18 protein-coding genes are annotated in these 20,797 nt (G+C 72.8%); 6 read left to right on the plus strand and 12 right to left on the minus strand.

The window, feature by feature from the left end:
* Nucleotides 1-177: 177 nt before the first annotated feature.
* Nucleotides 178-927, plus strand: coding sequence for an NAD(P)H-binding protein (locus ACFV46_RS26070; protein ID WP_361934431.1), 750 nt, complete (start codon nt 178-180; stop codon nt 925-927).
* A 6-nt stretch (nt 928-933) separates the two neighbouring features.
* On the opposite strand, the gene ACFV46_RS26075 is transcribed toward ACFV46_RS26070, so the two are convergent.
* A complete protein-coding gene (locus ACFV46_RS26075; protein WP_385499937.1) occupies nt 934-2,118 on the minus strand; it encodes an ROK family transcriptional regulator in 1,185 nt (394 codons plus the stop codon).
* 132 nt (nt 2,119-2,250) lie between these two features.
* On the opposite strand from ACFV46_RS26075, the gene ACFV46_RS26080 reads away from it, so the two are divergent.
* Nucleotides 2,251-3,471, plus strand: a complete 1,221-nt coding sequence (locus ACFV46_RS26080; protein ID WP_361934437.1) for an MFS transporter — start codon at nt 2,251-2,253, stop codon at nt 3,469-3,471.
* Here ACFV46_RS26080 and ACFV46_RS26085 read toward each other — a convergent pair.
* Entirely contained in the window at nt 3,431-3,889 is a 459-nt protein-coding gene (locus ACFV46_RS26085) for a thioesterase family protein (RefSeq protein ID WP_151783025.1), read from the minus strand. The genes ACFV46_RS26080 and ACFV46_RS26085 overlap by 41 nt on opposite strands.
* A gap of 144 nt (nt 3,890-4,033) precedes the next feature.
* Between ACFV46_RS26085 and ACFV46_RS26090 the strand changes: the two genes are divergently transcribed.
* Nucleotides 4,034-5,440 (plus strand): uracil-xanthine permease family protein, encoded by a 1,407-nt coding sequence (locus tag ACFV46_RS26090; protein WP_385499938.1) that lies wholly within the window; start codon nt 4,034-4,036, stop codon nt 5,438-5,440.
* On the opposite strand, the gene ACFV46_RS26095 is transcribed toward ACFV46_RS26090, so the two are convergent.
* On the minus strand, nt 5,422-6,546 hold the full coding sequence (locus ACFV46_RS26095) for a glycoside hydrolase family 6 protein (protein WP_385499959.1): 1,125 nt from the start codon (nt 6,544-6,546) through the stop codon (nt 5,422-5,424). The genes ACFV46_RS26090 and ACFV46_RS26095 overlap by 19 nt on opposite strands.
* A gap of 173 nt (nt 6,547-6,719) precedes the next feature.
* Here ACFV46_RS26095 and ACFV46_RS26100 point away from each other — a divergent pair, with 173 nt between their 5' ends.
* Both ACFV46_RS26100 and ACFV46_RS26105 read left to right on the plus strand, forming a co-directional pair.
* Nucleotides 6,720-7,406 (plus strand): DUF5995 family protein, encoded by a 687-nt coding sequence (locus tag ACFV46_RS26100; RefSeq protein WP_385499940.1) that lies wholly within the window; start codon nt 6,720-6,722, stop codon nt 7,404-7,406.
* A gap of 80 nt (nt 7,407-7,486) precedes the next feature.
* The gene (locus ACFV46_RS26105) at nt 7,487-8,416 is read left to right on the plus strand and encodes an LLM class F420-dependent oxidoreductase (RefSeq protein WP_385499942.1); all 930 of its coding nucleotides are present in this window, start codon (nt 7,487-7,489) and stop codon (nt 8,414-8,416) included.
* A gap of 6 nt (nt 8,417-8,422) precedes the next feature.
* Here ACFV46_RS26105 and ACFV46_RS26110 read toward each other — a convergent pair whose 3' ends face one another.
* From ACFV46_RS26110 to rpe, 9 genes are all read right to left on the minus strand, one after another.
* Nucleotides 8,423-10,123: a flavin monoamine oxidase family protein gene (locus ACFV46_RS26110; protein WP_385499943.1), complete on the minus strand. Its 1,701-nt coding sequence runs from the start codon at nt 10,121-10,123 to the stop codon at nt 8,423-8,425.
* Between the two features lie 49 nt (nt 10,124-10,172).
* A complete protein-coding gene (locus ACFV46_RS26115; protein ID WP_361934453.1) occupies nt 10,173-10,961 on the minus strand; it encodes a carbon-nitrogen hydrolase family protein in 789 nt (262 codons plus the stop codon).
* A gap of 180 nt (nt 10,962-11,141) precedes the next feature.
* Nucleotides 11,142-12,332 (minus strand): MFS transporter, encoded by a 1,191-nt coding sequence (locus ACFV46_RS26120; RefSeq protein WP_385499944.1) that lies wholly within the window; start codon nt 12,330-12,332, stop codon nt 11,142-11,144.
* 124 nt (nt 12,333-12,456) lie between these two features.
* Nucleotides 12,457-12,909: an Lrp/AsnC family transcriptional regulator gene (locus ACFV46_RS26125; RefSeq protein WP_361934459.1), complete on the minus strand. Its 453-nt coding sequence runs from the start codon at nt 12,907-12,909 to the stop codon at nt 12,457-12,459.
* Nucleotides 12,910-12,919: 10 nt separating this feature from the next.
* On the minus strand, nt 12,920-14,392 hold the full coding sequence (locus ACFV46_RS26130; RefSeq protein WP_361934462.1) for an amino acid permease: 1,473 nt from the start codon (nt 14,390-14,392) through the stop codon (nt 12,920-12,922).
* 384 nt (nt 14,393-14,776) lie between these two features.
* The gene (locus tag ACFV46_RS26135) at nt 14,777-16,219 is read right to left on the minus strand and encodes a GuaB1 family IMP dehydrogenase-related protein (RefSeq protein ID WP_361934519.1); all 1,443 of its coding nucleotides are present in this window, start codon (nt 16,217-16,219) and stop codon (nt 14,777-14,779) included.
* Nucleotides 16,220-16,347: 128 nt separating this feature from the next.
* Nucleotides 16,348-16,665: a barstar family protein gene (locus tag ACFV46_RS26140; protein WP_385499946.1), complete on the minus strand. Its 318-nt coding sequence runs from the start codon at nt 16,663-16,665 to the stop codon at nt 16,348-16,350.
* Nucleotides 16,666-16,736: 71 nt separating this feature from the next.
* Nucleotides 16,737-17,780, minus strand: a complete 1,044-nt coding sequence (locus ACFV46_RS26145; protein WP_361934468.1) for a sugar-binding domain-containing protein — start codon at nt 17,778-17,780, stop codon at nt 16,737-16,739.
* A 79-nt stretch (nt 17,781-17,859) separates the two neighbouring features.
* Complete coding sequence (gene rpe / locus ACFV46_RS26150) at nt 17,860-18,546, minus strand: ribulose-phosphate 3-epimerase (protein ID WP_151783036.1); 687 nt, start codon at nt 18,544-18,546, stop codon at nt 17,860-17,862.
* 134 nt (nt 18,547-18,680) lie between these two features.
* Here rpe and ACFV46_RS26155 point away from each other — a divergent pair, with 134 nt between their 5' ends.
* Complete coding sequence (locus ACFV46_RS26155; RefSeq protein WP_385499948.1) at nt 18,681-20,792, plus strand: MMPL family transporter; 2,112 nt, start codon at nt 18,681-18,683, stop codon at nt 20,790-20,792.
* The last annotated feature ends 5 nt before the right edge of the window (nt 20,793-20,797 follow it).

The raw sequence follows: 20,797 nt of genomic DNA on the forward strand, positions 1-20,797 counted from the left end.
CGCCGCACCCACGAGAGCGCCCGGCGGCGGTGACGACGGCCCTTGCCCGCCGCCGGGTCTCCCCAAGCTCGCCCCTTCGGCCACGACCGGATGTCACATCTCCCCGGGATGCTCCGTCAGGTACTGCGAGGGATGCTCCGAACCGGGAGTGTCCGCGTCGCGAAGGGGCTGAACACGATGACCACGATGCTGGTGACCGGCGGGACCGGAACGCTCGGCCGGCTCGTCACCGAGCGGCTGCGGGCGGACGGGCACGAGGTGCGGGTGCTCAGCCGGCACGCGCAGCCGTACGCCGTCGACCTGCGCAAGGGCGGGCCGGGGCTGGACACCGCGATGGCCGGCGTGGACACGGTCGTGCACTGCGCGAGCTCACCGAACGGCGGCGACGAGGACGCGGCGCGGCATCTGATCGCCGCCGCGCGCGGGGCCGGGGTGCGCCACCTGGTCTACATCTCGATCGTCGGCGTGGACCGGGTGCCGTTCGGCTACTACCGCAGCAAGCTCGCCGTGGAGCGGCTGGTCGAGGAGTCGGGGCTGGGCTGGACCGTGCTGCGCGCGACCCAGTTCCACGATCTGCCCGCGCGGATGCTGGGCGCCCTCGCCAAACTGCCGGTCGTACTGCTGCCGGCCCGGGTGAAGGACCAGCCGATCGAGGTCGCCGAGGTCGCGGACCGGCTGGCCGGACTGGCCGAGGGGGAGCCCGCCGGACGCGTCACGGACATGGGCGGCCCGGAGGTGCGGACCTTCGACTCGCTGGCCCGCGCCTATCTGAAGGCCACGGGCCGCAGGCGTCTCGTGGTGAGCGTGCCGCTGTGGGGCCGGGCGTACCGCGCCTTCCGCTCCGGCGGGCACCTCGCGCCCGAACACGCGGTGGGCAAGGGGACGTTCGAGGAGTACCTGGACCGGCGCTCCGGTCACCGGTCCTAGGGCGTCTCAGCGCCCCGGCGGCGGCGCGAACAGGACCTCCTGGGCCCGGTCGCGGGCCGTCAGGAGGGCTCCGCGCAGGACCGCCGTGCCGCCGAGGGCGCTCGGGCGGACCGCGACCAGCAGGGGCGACATCCGCCGTACCCGTTCCTCGACCAGAGCGGCGAGCGGCGGGCCGCCGGCCTGTCCGACCTCGCCGCCGAGGACCACACAGCCGGGGTCGAGGACGGCGACGACCGAGGCCACGCCGAGCGCGATGCGGTCCGCGAGGGCGTCGAGGAACGGCTGGGCCTCGCCGGGACGCGCCACCGCCTCCCCCACCAGGCGGGCGGCGGCCGATGCGTGGGCGTCCTCGGCCGGGATGCCGTGCTCCGCCGCCAGCCGTGCGATCGCCGCCGAGCCCGCCAGCGAGTGGAAGCCGCCCGCGCAGTCCGTAGCGGACGGCAGCCCTGTGGTGCCGGGCACCGGCAGGAAGCCGATCTCGCCGGTGCCGCCGGACGCCCCGCGGCGCAGCGCCCCGTCGAGGACGACGGCGGCCCCGGTGCCGTGCCCGAGCCACAGCAGGACGAAGGTGTCGCCGTCGCGGGCCGCGCCGTCGCGCTGTTCGGCGAGGGCGGCGAGGTTGGTCTCGTTCTCGACGCTGACGCGGGCCTCGGGGAACCGCTCCTGGAGGGTCGCGACGAGGCCGCGGTGCCACGGGGGCAGGCCGGAGGAGTCGCGCAGGTCGCCGCTGGCCGGGTCGATCAGGCCGGGGGCGCCGATGCCCACGGTGTGCAGCCGGTCCGCGCCGGCCTCCTTCACGGCCCGCTCGACGAGGGCGACGGCTCGCTCGACGGCGGGGCCCGTCGAGGTGCCGTCGCCGATGGGCACGGACGCCTCGGCGAGCACGGTGCCGATCAGGTCGGACACGGCCACGGAGACGCCCTCGGTACGGACGTCCAGCGCGGCGAGATGGGCGCGGTCCGCGACGATGCCGTACAGCCTGGCGTTCGGGCCGCGGCGCTGCTCTCCCGCCTCGCCGACGACGGTGATCAGGCCGGCGTCCGTGAGGCGCTCGACGAGGTCGGCGACGGTCGGCCGGGACAGCCCGGTGAGCTGCTTCAGCTGGCCGGCCGTCAGCGGGCCCTCCTGCTGCAGCAGGCGCAGGGCGACCCGGTCGTTGATGGCCCGGGCGGTGCTCGGGGATGCGGGCATGCCGGGATCCTTCCAGATCGGCGGGGCCGCGCGCGGCGACGGGCGGCGTCCCGGCACCCTATCTATCAGGCAGGGTTCCTGATAGTTTACGGCCGGACCGCGCGGAGGCGAGGGCCAGGAGGGGGTCACTTCATGAGCGGGACCGCTGGGAAGGTCTACGACCTGCGGGAGGTCAGGCGTGCCCGGTACGCCGTGGCCGCCGTCTTCGCCGCGCACGGCGCCGTCACCGGGTCGTTCGCGACCCGGGTGCCGTGGATCCAGGACCACGCCGGGGTCAGCGCCGGCCAGCTCGGTCTGGCGCTGGCGTTCCCGGCGCTCGGCGCCTCCCTCGCGATGCCGCTCGCGGGGCGGGTCACGCACCGCTTCGGGGCCCGCAACGCACTGCGCGGGCTGATGGCGCTGTGGACGCTCGCCCTGGCCCTGCCCTCGCTGGCGCCCAACCTCCCTGCCCTGTGCCTGGCCCTGTTCGCCTTCGGCGCCACGGCGGGCATGGCGGACGTGGCGATGAACGCCCTCGGCGTCGAGGTGGAGGGCCGCCTGGGCCGTTCGATCATGTCCGGGCTGCACGGCATGTGGAGCGCCGGCGCCCTGATCGGCTCCGCGGCCGGCACCCTCGCGGCGCACCTGGGCTCGGACGCGCGCCTGCACCACGCGCTCGCGGCGGCGGTGCTGACCGTGCTCGGGGTGGCGGCCTGCCGGTGGGTGCTGGACCTGCAGCCCGCCGAGGACGAGGACCCGCCGCCCCGGTTCGCGCTGCCGCCCCGGTCCGCCCTGCTCATCGGGGCCGTCGGCTTCTGCGCGGTCTTCGCGGAGGGCGCGAGCCTGGACTGGTCGGCGGTGTATCTGCGGGACCAGCTGGACACCTCTGCGGGCCTGGCGGCCGCGTGCACCACGGGCTTCACGCTCACGATGGCGATCGCCCGGATCGCCGGCGACCGGGTCGTGGACCGTTTCGGCTCGGTGCGCACGGTCCGGGCCAGCGGCGTCCTCGCGACGCTCGGCGGGCTGCTGGTCGTCGTCGCGGACGCCCCGGCCCTGGCGATGACCGGGTTCGCGCTGCTGGGCCTCGGCATCGCGGTGGTCGTGCCGCTGTGCTTCGCGGCGGCGGGCCGCAGCGGCTCCAACCCCTCGCTCGCCATCGCGGGCGTCGCGACCATCACCTACACCTCGGGGCTGGTCGCCCCCAGCGCGATCGGCGGGCTCGCCCAGCTCACCAGCCTGGTGGTGTCGTTCTGCCTGGTCACCCTGCTCGCCTCGGGCCTCGCGGCGTTCGCGGGCGTCCTGCGCACCGCCGACCGCGACCGCCCGAAGGTCAGCCGGCCGGACGCAGCAGTTCCCGGCCCGCGGCCCTGAACTCCTCGCTCCACGGCGCCGGGCGCAGCGTCCGGGCGTCGAGCCGGACCAGCACCCGGCTGCCGTGCGCGTAGGTCACCGAGCCGTCGGACGAGCAGAAGCGGAAGCCGTACGTCAGCCCGGTGGTGCCGAGGCGCTCCAGCCACAGGTGCACCGCGTAGGCGCCGGGCTTCGTCACCGGCGCCTCGTAGGTGATGCGCAGTTCCTTGACCGCGTTGCAGGCGTCACCCGCGGCCACCCAGTCGCCCTCGAAGCGGAATCCGTGCTCCTGCCACAGCTCGGTCCACGCCCGCTCGACCATCAGCGGGTAGCGGGCGTTGTGCAGCAGCCCGAGCGCGTCGAGGTCGTCGAAGTGCACGGTGACGGGCACGAGCCGGCCGTGGGACGGGGCGGACAGGGGCAGGGCTTCGGCGGTCACGGCGGGACTCCTGGGACGTACGAGAGGACCCCACCATCCTAAGCGGACGCTCAGAATCCGAGGTGGCCCCGGGTCGGCGGCCCGGTCGGTGTACCGGACAATGGTCCGGACCCCTCGTTCGCACGACGAAAGCGAAACCGCACCATGGATCTCGGCGTCCGCTGGAAACTGCACGGAGACGGACGCACTCCGGCGCCCGGCGCGGTGGTCCGCCCGGACGAGCGGCTGTCCTGGCCGCGCACGGTCGGGCTCGGCGCCCAGCACGTGGTCGCGATGTTCGGCGCCAGTTTCGTGGCACCGGTCCTCATGGGACTCGACCCCAACCTGGCGATCATGATGTCCGGCGTCGCCACGGTGATCTTCCTGCTGGCCACGCGCGGCCGGGTGCCCAGCTACCTCGGCTGCTCGCTGTCCTTCGTGGGCGTCGCCGCCGTCATCCGGGCGGACGGCGGGTCGAGCGCGGTCGTGACCGGCGCGGTCCTCGTGGTCGGCGCGGCGCTGTTCCTGGTCGGCCTCGCCGTGCAGCGGTTCGGAGCGCGCGTCATCCATGTCGCGATGCCGCCGATCGTGACCGGCGCGGTGGTCATGCTGATCGGCTTCAACCTCGCCCCCGTGACCGCCTCCACCTACTGGCCGCAGGACCAGTGGACGGCCCTGCTCGTGATGCTGTTCACCGGTCTGGCCGTGGTCTGCCTGCGCGGTTTCTGGTCCCGGATCGCGATCTTCCTGGGCCTGGTCCTCGGATACGCCCTGTCCTGGGTGTTCGACCGGGTCTTCGGCCGTATCCACTCGGTCGACGCGAGCGGCAAGCTCACCGACCACTGGCGGCTCGACCTGTCCGGAGTCTCGAAGGCCGACTGGATCGGCCTGCCCGAGCTGCACGGCCCGTCGTTCCAGTGGTCCGCGATCCTCGTGGCGCTGCCCGTGGTCATCGCGCTCGTCGCCGAGAACGCCGGGCACGTGAAGGCCGTCGGCGAGATGACCGGCGACAACCTCGACGACAAGCTGGGCACCGCGATCTCCGCGGACGGCGCCGCCTCGATGCTGTCCACCGCCGTGGGCGGCCCGCCCAACACCACGTACTCCGAGAACATCGGCGTGATGGCCGCGACCCGCGTCTACTCGACGGCCGCCTACTGGGCCGCCGCCGGCTTCGCCCTCCTCTTCGGGCTCTGCCCCAAGTTCGGCGCGGTGGTGGCCGCCGTCCCCGGCGGCGTCCTCGGCGGCATCACCGTCATCCTGTACGGCATGATCGGCCTGCTCGGCGCGCAGATCTGGATCAACGCCGAGGTCGACCTGCGCAATCCGCTGAACCTGGTGCCGGCCGCCGCGGGCATCATCATCGGTGTCGGCAACGTGACGCTGGAGATCACCGACACCTTCGAGCTGAGCGGCATCGCGCTGGGCACCCTGGTCGTCATCACCGGCTACCACGCGCTGCGGGCGTTCGCCCCGGCCCACCTCAGGACGCAGCAGCCGCTGCTCGACGAGGGCACGTCGTCGTACGACGAGGGAAGCGCCGGCGAGGGGCCTCAGCGCGCCAGTTCGTAGGCGTAGGAGGCGGTGAAGGTGCCGGGCTCCCCCTTGCAGCCGTCCGACTCCCCCGGCAGCTTGACCCACAGATAGCCGTCGATCCGGGCCTCGCCGGTCGCGAGGGTGGGCGCCCGCCCCAGCTTGCGGCCCGACGGGTCGCACCACTCACCGTCCGGCGGGGCGCCGGCGCCGTTGCGGCTGGTGTCGATGACGGCGCCCAGGCCCGGCCCGCCGCCGAGGGCGTCGAGGACCCGCCGGTCGTAGGCGATCTCGGCGGCCGTGGTGTGGAAGTTGGAGACGTTGCTGAAGACGCCGTCGGAGGACGCGGCCGAGGCGGCACCCGCCTGCCGCAGCCATCCCGCCTGCCTGGCCGGCGTGTGCCAGCCGGAGTGCCCGGCGTCGTAGTACACGCGGGCCCGGGGGTTGGCGGACTTGATGACCCGGCCGGCCCGGGCCAGCGACGCGAAGCGCGCGGCGCGCTCCCCCGCGGAGAGGCACTCGGACTGGGCCACGGAGTCCGGCTCCAGGACGACGACGACGTCACCGGAGCCCAGCCCGGCGGCGAACCGGTCGATCCACGCGTCGTACGCGGCCAGGCCGGGCGCCCCGCCCTCGGAGTACCCGCCGCAGTCACGGTCCGGGATCACGTACGGCACGACCACCGGGGTGCGGCCCTGCGCCGCGCCGGCCGAGGTGACCGCGCGGACCCGGGCGGTGATGGTGTCCGGCGTGAAGTCGGCGAACCACACCGCGGCCGGCTGGGCGGCGATCCGGGACTGGATGACGGCGTACCGGGGGTCGCCGGGGTGGTCGCGGACCCATTCCTGCACCTGGGAGTCCGGGTGGCGGTAGAGCCCGGTGGAGACCGGCGCCGCGCGCCGCGTCCGCTCCGGGGTCTTCGAGGGCGTCGCGGACGCCGTCCGCCGCGGGCTCGGCGAGGCCGAGGCGGAGGGGGACGCGGTGGGCGACGGCGACGCGGAGGGCGCGACGGGCAGCGCGTCGAGGCGCACCGAACGCGTCTTCTCGGACGGCCCGGCCTCCGTCGGGTCCGGCCCACCGTCGAGGGCGGAGATCAGCCCGGTCGTCGTGCCGACGGCCACCACGACCGAGGCCGCGGCGACCATGGCGCTGCGCCGTCCGGTCCTCCTGCGCGCGGCCCTGCGTGACGCCAGTCGCCGGGCGCGTGTGCCTGGCACCGTCCTGCTCCCCCTCCCCCACGGCAGGCGCGTTCCCCCGTTCTGGGGAAGCGCCGGGCCCGCCGTCACTCCGGTCAGCCTAAAGCTGGGACTCTGCCCCCATGGCGCAATGCGAACAATTCACCACCCCCGTGGACGCCGTCCTCTCCCGTATGCGCGCCCTCGACGCGAGGCTGCCCGAGCGCGACGGGGTCGCCGTCTTCAACCGCGTCTACCTCACCGTCACCGAGGCCGTCGACCGGCACATCGACGCCGGGCGGTTCCCCGACGCGCGCGCCGCGATCACCCTGGACGTGCGGTTCGCGGAACGGTATCTCACGGCCGTGGAGACGGCGGAGGAAAGCCGGCGTCCGCCCGCCTGCTGGCGGCCCCTGTTCCAGATGCGCCGCCATCCGGGCGTACGGCCGCTGCAGTTCGCGCTCGCGGGCATCAATGCGCACATCGGGCACGATCTCGCGCTCGCCGTGGTGGACGCCTGCCGTAGCCTCGGCTGCGAACCCACCGACCTGGAGGACGAGTTCGACCGGGTGGGCGATCTGCTCATCTCGCTGGAGGAGCAGATCCGCGAGGAGCTGATGCCGGGGCCCGACCTGTTCCGGATCGCGGACCCGCTCACCCATCTGCTCGGCTCCTGGAGTCTGGAGCGGGCGCGGGACGCCACCTGGGCGGCGGCGCGTGCCCTGTGGGCGCTGCGCCGACTCCCCGATCTGGCCGGGGAGTTCACCGAGCGGCTGGACGCGGCCGTGGGACTGGCCGGGCGCATGCTGCTGACCCCGCTGCGCGACTGAGCGGCCGCCGAGTGGCGGTTCCCCGGGCCTTCAGTACGTTGGCCGGTGGGGGTCCGCCGATCGCGAAGGAGCTCTCCGCCATGGCCATCCGCCTCGGACTCGGTCTTCCCCAGCTGCGGCAGTACGACCTGACCAAGGACGTGACGGACGTGGCCCGCGCCGCCGAGCGGACCGGCTACGACAGCGTCTGGGTCTACGAGCGGCTGCTGGTCCCCGAGTCGCCCACCCAGGGCCTGTACGACGTGCCGGGGCTGCCCTGGCCTGACTGGTACCGCGGGATGGCCCATCCCCTGGTCACGCTGGCCCTGGCCGCGGCGGTCACCGAACGGGTCCGGCTCGGCACCGGGGTGACGGTCGCCCCGCTGCACGGCGCGGTCCAGCTCGCGAAGGCCTTCGCCACGCTGGACGCGGCGAGCGGCGGTCGGGTCGTCCTGGGACTGGGCACGGGCTGGTCGACCGACGAGTTCGCCGCCGCGGCCATCGGACCGCACAACCGGCGCGGCGGCCTCCTGGAGGAGGTCATCAAGGTGTGCCGGGCGGTGTGGGGCCCGGACCCGGTGTCCTTCGAGGGCCGTACGGCGAAGATCGACGCGGCCGTGATCGGCCCCAAGCCCGCCCGCCCGATCCCGGTCCTGGTGGCCGCGGCCGGCGACCGGGCCCTCGGGCGGGTCGTCGACCTCGGCGACGGCTGGATCCCGGTCGCCATGGACGTCGACGCGTACGCCGCCGGGTGGCGGCGACTGCAGGAGCTCGCGGCCGAGCGCGGGCGGACCCGGCCGATCGAGCGGGTGCCGCGGGTCAACGCCCTGTACTCCGCCACGCCCTACGACGGCGCGGACCGCCAGCCCTTCCAGGGCAGCGCCGACCAGATCGTGGCGGACCTCGCCGCGTACGCCGAGGTCGGCGTCGACGAGGCCCTGCTCGACCTCCAGACGAACACGCGCGACGCCCAGGAGCTCAAGGACGCCGCCGCGGAGGTGTACGAGAAGGTGCGGGCCGCCGGACTCTGAGCCGGGTCAGTCCTCCGGCAGCTCGACCGGCGCGATCTCGTCGTAGACGTCGCCCGGACCCGGGTTGGTGGCGTCCGTGGTGCCGCCCAGGTGGTGCATGACGCCCCACACCGCGTTCAGCGCGGTCTGGACGGCGCCCTCGGCCCAGCCGGCGGTCCAGGAGATGTCGTCGCCGGCGAGGAAGATGCCCCGCTTGTCCTCGGGCAGGCGGTCCTGCATGAAGTGGGTGAACAGGCGCCGCTGGTAGCGGTAGTGGCCGGGCAGGTTGGCCTTGAACGCGCCCATGAAGTAGGGCTCGTTCTCCCAGGAGACCGTCACCGGGTTGCCGATGATGTGCTTCCTGATGTCGACCTTCGGGTAGATCTCGCCGAGCGACTTCAGCATGACCTCCATCCGCTCCTGCGCGGACAGCGGCAGCCACTTCAGGCTGTCGTCGCACCAGGTGTAGGAGAGGCAGATGACGGCGGGCCTGTCCGGGCCGTCGTCCAGCAGGTAGGTGCCGCGCGTCATCCGGTCGGTGAGCGTCATCGACATGACGTCCCGCCCGGTCTCCTCGTCCTTGTCCAGCCAGAAAGGCCGGTCCACGGGCACGAAGAGCTTGCTGGACTCCATGTAGTGGGTGCGCTCGATCGCGGTCCAGTGGTCGATCGGGAAGAGCGAGTCGTCGCAGGCGATCTTGGAGAGCAGCATCCAGGACTGGGCGGTGAAGATCGCCGCCCGGTAGGTACGGATGTCGCCGGTCGCGTCGGTCACGGTGATCCGGTTGCCGGCGGCGCGGTTCAGCCGGGTGACGGCCGGACGCGGGGCGCCGTCGACGTGCAGGGACTTCAGGGACGTCCCGTACGGCCAGTGGACGATCTTCTCCGGCTCGCGCTCCCACAGGCGCAGCGGCAGCTGCTGGGAGCCGCCGACGATGCCGCGGTGGTGGTCGTCGGCCTCCGTGTAGACGACACGCAGGATCTCCAGGATGGAGTTGGGGAAGTCGGTGTCCCAGCCGCCGGTGCCGAAGCCGACCTGGCCGAAGATCTCACGGTGCCGGAAGGACCTGAAGGCCTCGGAGTCGCAGAGGAAGCCGTAGAAGGTCTGGTTGTCGAGCTTCTCGACGAGCTTGGACCAGATCTCGCGGATGCGCGGCACGTCCCGCTCGCGCATGGCCTGGTTCATGTCGGAGAAGTCGGCGCCCTCCTCCAGGCACTTGTTCCAGGCGGCGGCGACGTCGCGGTAGACCTGCGGCAGGTCGTCGATCGTCTCGGCGTAGTGCGACTCGCCCTTGAGGTCGACGACGGTCGAAGGGGTGGCCTCCGACAGGGGGTTGGGGAAGGGCCGGGTCTCCAGGCCCACCAGGTCGATGTAGTGCTGGAGGGCCGTGGAGGACGGCGGGAAGCGCATCGCGCCCATCTCGGCGGTCAGGCCCTCGGTGCTGGGGCCGTCGAAGCCGACGGTGCGCAGCCGGCCGCCGATCTGGTCGGCCTCGTAGACGACGGGCTTGAGGCCCATCTTCATCAGTTCGTAGGCGGCGACGATGCCGGACAGGCCGCCGCCGATGACGGCGACCTCGGTGCCGTGCTCGGTGGCGGGTATCTGGCCGAGGCCGGCCGGGTGGTTCAGGAAGTCGTCGTACGCGTAGGGGAAGTCCGGGCCGAACATGGTGATCGGCGGCTGCTGCTCGTCGGCGTGCTGGACGGCGGTGGGCACCGTGGACGTCATGGGGTGCGGACTCCTTGCGACTGCGACTGCGGGGGAAGAGCGGGGAGGTTCAGACGAGGGACCCGTACAGGCCGGGGCGGCGGTCCCGCAGATACGGGTTGGCCTCGCGGGAGGCGGCGACGAGGGCGGGGTCGACGTCGGCGAGGACCAGGTCCTCGGCGCGGCCCGCGCGGGTGCGGGCGATGCCGTCGGGGCCGGCGAGCGTGGAGAGGCCGACGAACTCGAACTCCCCTTCCTGGCCGACGCGGTTGACGTACGCGACGTACATCTGGTTCTCGAAGGCCCGCACCGGGATCATCGACTCGGCGACGAACTGGAACGGGTGCATCTGCGCGGTCGGGACGATCAGCAGCTCGGTGCCGGCCAGCGCGTGGGCGCGGACGTTCTCGGGGAACTCGACGTCGTAGCAGATCAGGATCCCGACCCGGACGCCGTCGACCTCGGTCTGGACGACCTGCCGGTCCCCCGGCGTGAAGTGGTCGCGCTCGAAGCAGCCGAACAGGTGTGTCTTGCGGTAGTCGGCGAGCCGGGCGCCGTCGGCGGAGACCAGCTGCGCGGAGTTGTACACGGCGTCGCCGGCCCGCTCGGGGTAGCCGTAGGCGATCGCGAGCCCGTGCCGTACGGCGGTCCCGGCGACCGCGTCGGCGTACGCGCCGTCGGCGGGCTCGGCGAGCCGGGCGATGTCGTCGCCGATCGCGTACCCGGTGAGGAACATCTCCGGCGTCACCAGCAGCCCGGCGCCCGCGGCGGCGGCGCGGCCCGCGGCCTCGTCGAGGACCTTGAGGTTCTCGACGGTGGAGCCGGGGCGGCCGGAGCTCTGGAGCAGGGCGGTGCGCATGTGTCCTCACCGGGGCGAAAGGGGGGTTGTGGGGGCCATGAAGAAGGTACGGTCGGCCGGCTGGCAGGGACAAGAAGGAGCCGTTGCGCGCCGGTGAGCGGTTCGTTGCGTTCCAGGACGGCTTCGCGGCGATTCGTTGCGCGACCCGGGTGCGGGGACCGTCCCCCGCACCCTCATCGGTCACCTTCGGGAGGTCCTGGCCCTGGTCAGCGCGGCCGCCGTCACGAGATACGGCACCGCCAGCACCGCGAAGACGGTGCCGTGGGCGAGGTCCGTGCCGAGCAGGGCGTACACACCGAACGCGGCGATCGTGGCCAGCTCGGTGCCGAGGCTCGCCACCGAGGTGAGCGTGGCCCTGCGGGACTCGTCGATCCGGTGCTGGAGGCGGACGTCGGCGAGCACCTCGGCCAGCTGGAACCCGGCGAAGGCGACGCCGACCAGGACGATCCCGGCCACGGTGCGGGACGCCGCGCCGACCGCCAGCGCGAGGGCCGCGCCCGCGAGCAGCGCCGCCAGCCCCCTGGTGCCGAGGCGTTCGGCCGGCCCGGCCAGCAGGCTCCCGGCGGTGACGGCCGCCCAGACCAGCATGACCAGGTACGGCACGGCCGACTCGGCCACCCCGAGGTCGCGGACCAGGAGCGGGACGTACTCGTCCAGCGCGCCCCACACCGCCGCGACGGCCGGGACCAGCAGCAGCGCGCCGCGCACGGCCCGGTCGCCGCGCACCTCGGCGAGCCCGAACCGCAGCGTCCCGGCCCAGCCGCCATGGCCGCCGGCCGGGCGCTCGCGCCGCTCGGGGAACAGGGTGGCCACCGCGGCGGTCACCAGGCAGGCCAGGACGCTCGCGCCGCCGACGGCCGGGTAGCCGCCCCAGGCGAGCACCGGCCCGGCGAGACCGAGGGAGGCCACGGTGCCCAGCAGGCGCGCGGCCCGGGCCCGGCCCATGACGCGCGCGTACCGGCCAGCGGCTTCACGCCGGTCCAGTTCGTCGTAGACGAGGGCCTCCAGCGCGCCGGAGCCGAGCGCCCCGCCCGCACCCCACAGCACGAAGCCGACCGCGAAGGCGGCGTACGACGGCACGGTCACCCACAGCGCGAAGCCGGCGGCGGTGAGCAGCGGGCCGATCCACAGCAGCCGGCGCCGGGAGACCGTGTCGGCCCAGACGCCCGAGGGCACCTCCAGGAGCACGGCGGTGAGCGACCACAGGGCGAACAGCGAGGAGATCTGCCAGAGCGGCAGGCCGGTGTCGGCGAAGAGCAGCGCGTACACCGGATAGAGCAGGACGAAGTCGTCGAGGAACGCGTAGCCGTACAGCGTGGCCGTCAGGCGCCGTACGCCGGTCGTGGGCACACGCGTGGGTGAGAGTGTCATGGGGCCTTCCCGCAGGGACGTCGCGGACACCGGGGGTACGGCGTCCGGGGCGGACCTCGGGAGGCACGGCTGGTGGATCAATGTCGCCAGGTCATGACACCGATGATAGGCGCCGGGGCGGCTCTCAGGTGGGCGAGCCGGAGGAGAAGCGGCGCAACAGCGGGGAGAGCACCAGCACCGACTTGGTGCGCTCCACGAACGGCTCCCCGGCGATCCGCTCCAGGACCCGTTCGAAGTGCCGCATGTCGGAGGCGAAGACCTGCACCACGGCGTCCGCGTCGCCGGTGACGGTCGACGCGGCCACGACCTCCTGGTACGGCTCAAGACCTCGCCGGATCGTCTCCGGCGAGGTGTTGTGCCGGCAGTAGATCTCGACGAACCCCTCGGTCTCCCAGCCCAGGGCCGACGGGTCCACGCGGACCGTGAAGCCGGTGATGGCCCCGGTGGCCCGCAGCCGGTCCACACGCCGCTTCACGGCGGGCGCGGACAGGCCGACCAGGTGCCCGATGTCGGCGTAGGAGCGGCGGGCGTCCTCGGCGAGGGCGTGCACGATGCGTTCGTCGAGATCGTTCAGCACTGCGGGCGGTTCACTTCACTTCAGGTACGGCGAGACGGGACCGGCGATACCCGTACAGGAAGTAGAACACGAGTCCGGCGGCCATCCAGCACCCGAAGACCACCCAGGTGACGGTGTCGAGGCTGGCCATGTTGTACACGCAGAACAGGAAGCCGAGCACCGGCAGGACCGGACCGAACGGCACCCGGAAGGTGCGCTCCAGCTCCGGCCGCTTCCTGCGCAGCACGATCACCGCGATGTTGACCAGCGCGAAGGCGAACAGCGTGCCGATGCTGGTGGCGTCGACCAGCTTGCCCAGCGGGATGAGGGCGGCCAGCGCGCCGCAGAACAGCGACACGATCACCGTGTTGAGGCGGGGGGCGCCGGTCTTCGGGTGGACCTTGCCGAGGGCCTTGGGGACGAGGCCGTCGCGGGACATGGCGAACAGGACGCGGGTCTGGCCGTAAAGGACGGTGAGGACCACGCTGGCGATGGAGATGACCGCGCCGAGGGCGAGCAGGGTGCCCCAGAAGGTCTGGCCGCTGACGTCGTTCATGATCGCGGCAAGGGAGGCCTGGGAGCCCTCGAACTTGGTCCAGTTCCAGGCGCCGACGGCGACGCCGGCGACGAGGACGTACAGCGCGGTCACGATGATCAGCGAGAGCATGATCGCGCGCGGCAGGTCCTTCTTGGGGTCCTTGGCCTCCTCGCCCGCGGTGGAGGCGGCGTCGAAGCCGATGTAGGAGAAGAACAGGGTGGCGCCGGCGGCGCTGACCCCGGCCATGCCGAGCGGCATGAAGTCGGCGTAGTTGCCGGACTTGAAGCCGGTGAAGCCGACCGCGCAGAACAGGACCAGCGCCACGATCTTGACCGCGACCATGATCGTGTTGGCGCGGGCGGACTCGCGGACGCCGCCGAGGAGGAACACCATCGCCAGCAGGACGACGATCAGCGCGGGCAGGTTGATGAAACCGCCCTCGCCGGGGGCGGAGGACAGCACGGACGGGATGGTGACGCCTATGGTCCCGTCGAGCAGTTCGTTCAGGTACTCGCCCCAGCCGACGGCGACGGCGGCCACGGAGACGCCGTACTCCAGGACCAGACACCAGCCGCAGATCCAGGCGACCAGCTCGCCCATCGTTGCGTATGCGTACGAGTACGAGGAGCCGGCGACGGGGATGCTGCCCGCCAGCTCGGCGTAGGACAGGGCCGAGAAGAGGGCGGTGAGACCGGCGATCACGAAGGCCAGGGTGACCGCGGGGCCGGCCTCCGGGACCGCGTCGCCGAGGACGACGAAGATGCCGGTGCCGAGGGTGGCACCGATGCTGATCATGGTGAGCTGCCACAGCCCGAGGGAGCGCCGCAGGGACCCTCCCTCGCCCTGGCCACCCTCGGCGACCAGGTGTTCCACGGGCTTGCGGCGCATCAGACGCGCGCCGGTCCCACGGGGGGCGGCGGCGGCCGTCCGGTGTCTGTCCTGCGGGGGTGCGCCTTGGTCGAGCACGCGCTGGCTCCTTGTCGCTGCCGGTCAGACGGGCAGGGACCGGCGGCATCCCCTCAGGGCGGGGACCCACCGAGCGGGGTCCCTGCCACGCCACGTTCGAGGCGACAGCCTACGAGGATCGGCGTTGCGGTTGAAATGCAGCAACCTTGCGCATACCCGCAAGATCATTGCGTGTCCGGCGACTCGGTGGGGTTTCGTTGCAGGAAGGCTGTCGACCGTTGCACACGGCGCCGTGAGGGGCGCGGGGAACTGCGCGAACACCCCGCACGCACCGGAAGCCGCCCGATCACGGCAGGACCCGGGCTCTCCGGCGGACAACGGCACACGAAAACGGCCCCCGCCCTCCCGAGAAGTACGGGAGAACCGGGGCCGTTTGACGAGACGTCAGCTCCAGCTGGCGTGCAGCGGCTTGCCCTCCGCGTAGCCGGCCGCGCTCTGGACGCCGACGACGGCCTTCTCGGCGAACTCCTCCAGCGAGGCGGCTCCCGCGTAGGTGCAGGAGGACCGCACGCCCGCGATGATCGAGTCGATCAGGTCCTCCACCCCGGGCCGGTCCGGGTCGAGGAACATCCGCGAGGTCGAGATGCCCTCCTCGAACAGCGCCTTGCGGGCCCGGTCGTACGCGGACTCCTCCGACGTGCGGTTGGCCACGGCCCGCGCGGACGCCATGCCGAACGACTCCTTGTAGAGCCGCCCGCTGGAGTCCTGCTGCAGGTCACCCGGCGACTCGAAGGTGCCGGCGAACCAGGACCCGATCATCACGTTGGACGCGCCGGCGGCGAGCGCCATGGCGACGTCGCGGGGGTGCCGGACACCGCCGTCGGCCCAGACGTGCTTGCCGTACTTCCTCGCCTCGGCCGCGCACTCCATCACGGCGGAGAACTGCGGGCGGCCGACGCCGGTCATCATGCGGGTGGTGCACATGGCGCCGGGGCCGACCCCGACCTTGATGATGTCCGCGCCGGCCTCGATCAGATCGCGCACACCCTCGGCGGCGACGATGTTGCCCGCGGCGATCGGCACCTGGGGGTCGAGCGCCCGCACGGTCCTGATGGCGGCGATCATCGACTCCTGGTGGCCGTGCGCGGTGTCGATGACCAGGGTGTCCACACCCGCGTCGAGCAGCTGCTTGGCCTTGCCGGCCACATCGCCGTTGATGCCCACGGCGGCCGCGATGCGCAGCTTGCCCTCGGCGTCGACGGCCGGGGTGTACAGGGTGGCGCGCAGGGCGCCCTTGCGGGTCAGGATGCCCGCGAGACGGCCGTCGGCGTCCACGGCGGGGGCATAGCGCCGGTTGTGCGCGTCGAGCTTGTTGAAGGCCTCGCGCGGGTCGATGTCCGCGTCCAGGAGCAGCAGGTCGCGGGACATGACGACCTCGAGCTGGGTGAAGCGGTCCACCCCGGACAGGTCGCTGTCGGTGACGACACCGACCGGACGCCGGTCCTCGTCGACGACCACACCGGCGTTGTGGGCGCGCTTGGGCAGCAGGGCCAGCGCGTCGGCGACGGTCTGGTGGGGGGCCAGCACGATCGGGGTGTCGAGCACGTGGTGGCGGCTCTTCACCCAGGAGACGACGTCCGTGACGACCTCGATCGGGATGTCCTGCGGGATGACGACCAGGCCGCCGCGCCGGGCCACCGTCTCGGCCATGCGGCGGCCGGCGATGGCGGTCATGTTGGCGACGACCAGCGGGATGGTGGTGCCCGTGCCGTCCGGGGAGCTGAGGTCCACGCCCTGCCGCGAGCCGACCGCGCTGCGGCTCGGCACCATGAAGACGTCGTCGTACGTCAGGTCGTACGCGGGCTGGATGTCGTTGAGGAAACGCACGTGCTGCACATCCCAGTCGATCAGAGGTGGCCCCCGGACAGGACAGCCCGGGGGAAGAGCACGTACTTCATTGTCCCATGCTGACCGGAACGCCCTGAACGGTCACATCGTCCAAGCAGGTCGGAGGCCTACTTGGAGGAACCTCCGAGATCGAGCAGCACGGTCAGGTCCCGGGTGCGGTCCGCCGCCTCGGCGAGGACGTCCCGCGCCACCCGCCACTCCTCGGGCCGCGCGTCCGCGTAGCCCCGCCAGTTCCGTACGACGAGCCACAGGCCCCGCTCCCGGGCGTCCTCGGGCCAGACGGTGCGGTCGGACAGGGAGTCCGCCAGCGCGTCCCAGTTGCGCCCGAACCAGTCCGGCAGCCGCAGGGCCCTCGCGCAGCGGTCCATCAGCGCCGCCTTGTCGGTGACCCCGTCGAGGTCCAGGGTGACCACGAGCTCCGTCATACGCGTGCCGCTCCGATGTTCGTCGATACGGGGAGGGGGCGGCACCGGGCCGCCCCCTCTCCGACGTGTCGTCAGTTGCCGTCCGGGTCCGACCTGCTGAGCGCCGGCTTCGGCGCCGGACCGGCCGTCATCAGCACGTCCGCCGCGGAGGTGTCCGTCACCAGGCTGGTGACGAGCCCCGAGCGCAGCACCGCGTCGATCGCGGCCGCCTTGCGCGCCCCGCCCGCGATCGCGACGACCTCGGGGATACGGCGGAGCTGGTCGGCCTTGACGGTGATGCACCGCTCGCCGAGGTCCCGGCCGACCCGGCGGCCCTGGGCGTCGAAGAGGTGCGCGGACATCTCGGCGGCGACGCCGAGCGAGGCGTAGTGCGCCCGCTCCTCGTCGCTGAGCATGTCGTGCACCGTCGAGATGCCCGGCTCCCAGGAGCCGATGGAGACGCAGGCGACCGTGACCTTGTCGAAGTACTCGAAGGCGCGGGCGATGCCCGTCTGGTGCCGCAGAGCCTTCGCGGTGGCCGCGTCCGGGAGCAGCATCGGCGCGTAGATGGGGTGCGCGTCGCCGCCGGAGACCTGCGCGGCCCGCCGGACGGCCTCCACCGAGCCGCGCTCGGCGGTCCCGGCGTCGTACACGCCCGTCAGCTGGACCACCGTGCACGGGGGCAGCCGGTTGAGGGCGGCGGCCATGTGGATGGTGGACCGGCCCCAGGCCAGGCCCAGCACGTCCCCCTCGTCGACCAGCTCGCCGAGCAGGTCGGCGGCCACCTCTCCCAGGTTCTCCGGGTCGGGCGTCTCCTCGGCGTCGGCCGGGGACTCGACGACCACGGCGTGCCGCAGACCGTACCGGGCGCGCAGCGCGTCCGAGCGCTCGGCGTCCAGTTCGGCCGGCACGCGGATCTCGATGCGCACCAGATCCCGTTCGAGAGCGGTCTCCAGGACCCGGGCCACCTTGAAGCGGCTGACGCCGAACTCCTCCGCGATCTGGATCTTGGACTTCCCCTCGAGGTAGAAGCGGCGGGCCATGGCCGCCGCCTGCACCAGCTCAGCGGGTCCCATCCGCATGGCTGACCGGCCCGCCGACATACCCGACACGGCGATCTCCTCACTGCTGTTCACACTCTGGATTCGCCGTTCATCCTTGCAGATCCGGCGCACTCGATCCGCCCCGATGGGCGGGCGTTCACGTTCCCTTGGTTCAGTGGCCGCACGCCCAGCCGGCCGTCCTGGTGGCCTCGTCGGCCCGGGCCCGCAGCGCGCGGACCGCTTCCGCCGGGTCGTCGGCCCCGTAGACCGCCGAACCGGCGACGAACACGTCGGCGCCCGCCTCGGCGCACCGCTCGATCGTGGACTCCGACACGCCGCCGTCGACCTGGAGCCAGAGCTGCAGACCGTGCTTGCTGATCAACTCGCGGGTGCGGCGAATCTTGGGAAGCATGATGTCGAGGAACGCCTGCCCGCCGAAGCCGGGTTCGACGGTCATGACCAGCAGCATGTCGAGCTCGGGGAGCAGGTCCTCGTAGGGCTCGATGGGCGTGGCCGGCTTGAGCGCCATGGAGGCACGGGCGCCCTTGGCCCTGATCTCCCGGGCCAGCCGGACGGGAGCCGCGGCGGCCTCGACATGGAAGGTGACGGAGGATGCGCCTGCCTCGACGTACTGCGGCGCCCAACGATCGGGCGCCTCGATCATCAGATGGCAGTCCAGCGGTGTGTCCGTCGCACGGGCCAGGGACTCCACGACCGGCACGCCGAGCGTGAGGTTCGGGACGAAATGGTTGTCCATGACGTCGACGTGGAGGTAGTCGGCTCCGTCGACCGCCTTCGCCTCGTCCGCGAGGCGGGCGAAATCGGCGGACAGGATGCTGGGGTTGATCTGCGCGGCCATGACCCAAGCCTGCCATGCCCGGGCGCGATTGTTACCCCCGGTCCAGACCTCAGACGATCGTCGTATGCCCGGGGCGGGCCGCGCGTGCCATGCTGGGCGGCCGACCGGGTCGTCGGACGGCTGCGGGGGTGCCCATGACCGGGACGCGAGGCGTGGCGCACCTGGTGTGCGGGCGGCGTGCGAAGTGGGTCGTGCTGATCCTCTGGCTGGTGGTGCTGTTCGTGACGGCACCGCTGGCCCAGAAGCTGACGGACGCGCAGGACAACGACGCGGCGTCCTGGCTGCCGGGCTCCGCCGAGTCCACCCAGGTCCTGCATCTGTCCGAGAACTTCCGGCCGGAGCAGATCCCCGCGGTCGTGGTCTACGCCCGTGACGGCGGTCTGACGGCCCGGGACCGGGCGGAGATCGCCGAGGACGTGGCCGAGCTCAAGCGGCTGACCGCCCACGGCATCCGGGGCGCCGAGACCCGCGGACCCGTCTTCGACCGGGAGACCGACCCGCGCGCGGCACAGGTCCTGGTGCCGATCACCATGGACGAGAACGGCTGGCAGCGCATCTCGTCGGCGGTCGACTCCATCCGGGACGTCGTCGGTGACGGGGGTGCCGGGCTCGCCGTGCACATCACGGGGCCCGGCGGCACCTCGGCGGACTTCGCCGAGGCGTTCGAGGGCATCGACTCCACACTGCTGTTCGCGGCGATGGCGGTCGTCATCGTGATGCTGCTGATCACGTATCGCAGCCCGTCCCTGCTGCTGGTGCCGCTGGTCTCCGTGATCGTCGCCCTGTTCACCGCCCAGGCCCTCATCTACCTGCTCGCGCGGCACGGGGGCCTGACCGTGAACGGGCAGAGCGCGGGCATCCTGACGGTGCTGGTGTTCGGGGCCGGGACCGACTACGCCCTGCTGCTCGTCGCCCGCTACCGGGAGGAACTGCGCCGCCACGACGACCGCCACGAGGCCATGGCGCGCGCCCTGCACCGGGCCGGCCCGGCGGTGATCGCGTCCGGCGCGACCGTCGTGGTGAGCATGCTGGTGCTGCTCGCGGCGGAGATGAACTCCACCAGCGGCCTCGGCCCGGTGGCCGCGATCGGCGTGGCGGTCGCGCTGCTCGCGATGATGACCCTGTTCCCGGCGCTGCTGGTGGTCTTCGGCCGCTGGATCTTCTGGCCCGTGATCCCGCGGCTCGGCTCGGAGAACCCCGACGACCGGGGCGTCTGGGCCCGGCTCGGCCGGCGTATCTCCCGCCGGCCGCGCGCGACCTGGGTCGCCACGGCCGTGGCCCTGGCGATCTGCTCGCTCGGCCTCATCCAGTTGCGCGCGGAGGGCCTGAGCAACGCCGACGCGTTCACGGACAAACCGGACTCGATCGCCGGCCAGGAGGTCTCGGCCCGGTACTTCCCGGCGGGCAGCGGCGACCCGCTGGTCATCGTCAGCAACAAGGCGCAGGCCGTGCAGGTGGGCCGCGCGGTGGCGGAGACGGAGGGTGTGGTGCCCACGTCGCTCGGCCTGCCGCCGGGCACCGCAGCGTCCTGGGACGGCAAGGTGCTCTTCGAGGCGACGATGAGCTCCCCGGCCGACAGCGAGGCCGCCAAACAGACCGTCGAGCGGGTCCGGGACGCCGTGCACGCGGTGCCGGACGCCGACGCGAAGGTGGGGGGCGGCACGGCGGCGCTGCTGGACGCGGACCGGGCGACCACCCACGACAACATCCTGATCATCCCGCTGGTGCTGGTCGTGGTCCTGCTGATCCTCAGCGTCCTGCTGCGGGCGCTGATCGCGCCGCTGCTGCTCGTCGGGACGGTGATCCTGTCGTTCACGGCCGCCCTCGGCATCAGCGCGCTGGCGTTCCGCCACGTCTTCGACTACGCGGGCGAGGCGACGGACTTCCCGCTGTTCGTCTTCGTCTTCCTCGTCGCCCTCGGCATCGACTACAACATCTTCCTCACCACGCGCATCCGCGAGGAGGCCACGCACCAGGGCACCCGCCCCGGCGTGGTCACGGGCCTCGCCGCGACGGGCGCGGTCATCACCTCGGCCGGTCTGGTCCTCGCGGGCACCTTCGCCGCCCTCGGCACCCTGCCGATGGTCGCCTTCGCCGAGATCGGCTTCACGGTGGCCCTGGGCGTGCTCCTGGACACGTTCATCGTGCGCTCGGTCCTGGTGACGTCCCTGTTCCTGGACGTGGGCCCGGCCGTGTGGTGGCCGAACCGGCTGGAACCGGCGGCAGCTCCGCCCAAGCGTGAGTGAGGCCG

Origin of the sequence: Streptomyces sp. NPDC059852, assembly GCF_042731455.1 — a bacterium.
GTDB lineage: Bacteria > Actinomycetota > Actinomycetes > Streptomycetales > Streptomycetaceae > Streptomyces.

What these genes read in the sequence shown, in the direction of transcription:
- ACFV46_RS26070 (WP_361934431.1), top strand. Translation starts at nt 178, where the DNA reads ATGACCACGATGCTGGTGACCGGCGGGACCGGAACGCTCGGCCGGCTC.
- ACFV46_RS26075 (WP_385499937.1), bottom strand. Translation starts at nt 2,118, where the DNA reads ATGCCCGCATCCCCGAGCACCGCCCGGGCCATCAACGACCGGGTCGCC.
- ACFV46_RS26080 (WP_361934437.1), top strand. Translation starts at nt 2,251, where the DNA reads ATGAGCGGGACCGCTGGGAAGGTCTACGACCTGCGGGAGGTCAGGCGT.
- ACFV46_RS26090 (WP_385499938.1), top strand. Translation starts at nt 4,034, where the DNA reads ATGGATCTCGGCGTCCGCTGGAAACTGCACGGAGACGGACGCACTCCG.
- ACFV46_RS26095 (WP_385499959.1), bottom strand. Translation starts at nt 6,546, where the DNA reads ATGGTCGCCGCGGCCTCGGTCGTGGTGGCCGTCGGCACGACGACCGGG.
- ACFV46_RS26100 (WP_385499940.1), top strand. Translation starts at nt 6,720, where the DNA reads ATGGCGCAATGCGAACAATTCACCACCCCCGTGGACGCCGTCCTCTCC.
- ACFV46_RS26105 (WP_385499942.1), top strand. Translation starts at nt 7,487, where the DNA reads ATGGCCATCCGCCTCGGACTCGGTCTTCCCCAGCTGCGGCAGTACGAC.
- ACFV46_RS26110 (WP_385499943.1), bottom strand. Translation starts at nt 10,123, where the DNA reads ATGACGTCCACGGTGCCCACCGCCGTCCAGCACGCCGACGAGCAGCAG.
- ACFV46_RS26115 (WP_361934453.1), bottom strand. Translation starts at nt 10,961, where the DNA reads ATGCGCACCGCCCTGCTCCAGAGCTCCGGCCGCCCCGGCTCCACCGTC.
- ACFV46_RS26120 (WP_385499944.1), bottom strand. Translation starts at nt 12,332, where the DNA reads ATGACACTCTCACCCACGCGTGTGCCCACGACCGGCGTACGGCGCCTG.
- ACFV46_RS26140 (WP_385499946.1), bottom strand. Translation starts at nt 16,665, where the DNA reads ATGACGGAGCTCGTGGTCACCCTGGACCTCGACGGGGTCACCGACAAG.
- rpe (WP_151783036.1), bottom strand. Translation starts at nt 18,546, where the DNA reads ATGGCCGCGCAGATCAACCCCAGCATCCTGTCCGCCGATTTCGCCCGC.
- ACFV46_RS26155 (WP_385499948.1), top strand. Translation starts at nt 18,681, where the DNA reads ATGACCGGGACGCGAGGCGTGGCGCACCTGGTGTGCGGGCGGCGTGCG.